Origin of the sequence: Stenotrophomonas sp. GbtcB23, assembly GCF_019091045.1 — a bacterium.
GTDB lineage: Bacteria > Pseudomonadota > Gammaproteobacteria > Xanthomonadales > Xanthomonadaceae > Stenotrophomonas > Stenotrophomonas rhizophila_A.
In genome coordinates this window covers 1-465 of record NZ_JAGXKC010000200.1, presented here as the reverse complement: position 1 = coordinate 465, position 465 = coordinate 1, and the positions used below count along the sequence as shown (strand labels likewise).

Genomic DNA, 465 nt, shown 5'->3' with positions numbered 1-465 from the left:
TTGCCGGTCTGGACGTCGAGCGCCACGAGGGCAGAATTGTACTTCTTCTCCTCGGCCGAGCGTAAGGTGGTGTAGTAGTCTCCGGCCGAATTGCCCATGGGGATATAGGCCAGCCCGAGCTTCTCGTCACCTGCGGGCGTTGTCCAGCTGTTGGGCGTACCGAAGGAATAATAGCCCCCTGCCGGTGGATCCCTGGTGACGTCCGGCTGGTTGATGTCCCAGGCAAAGCGCAATTCACCCGTCACTGCGTCATAACCTCGGATGACCCCGGAAGGCGCCCACCGGCGCTGGCCGTCGAGCACCTGCTGGCCCGTCACGATCACGCCCTGCACGATCACCGGCGGAGAGGTGATGGCGGCCGTGCCTGGAATGACGGGCTTGGGTGCATCATTTTCCGAATCCTTCTGGCCAAGTCCGACCGTGAGGTCGGCTGCGCCATTCTTGCCGAAACCGGGGCAAGGCTGG

1 pseudogene is annotated in these 465 nt (G+C 63.2%); it reads right to left on the bottom strand.

Going from position 1 to position 465, the window contains the following annotated elements:
- Positions 1-465: pseudogene (locus KVS69_RS18785) on the bottom strand (membrane-bound PQQ-dependent dehydrogenase, glucose/quinate/shikimate family); the annotation flags it as partial.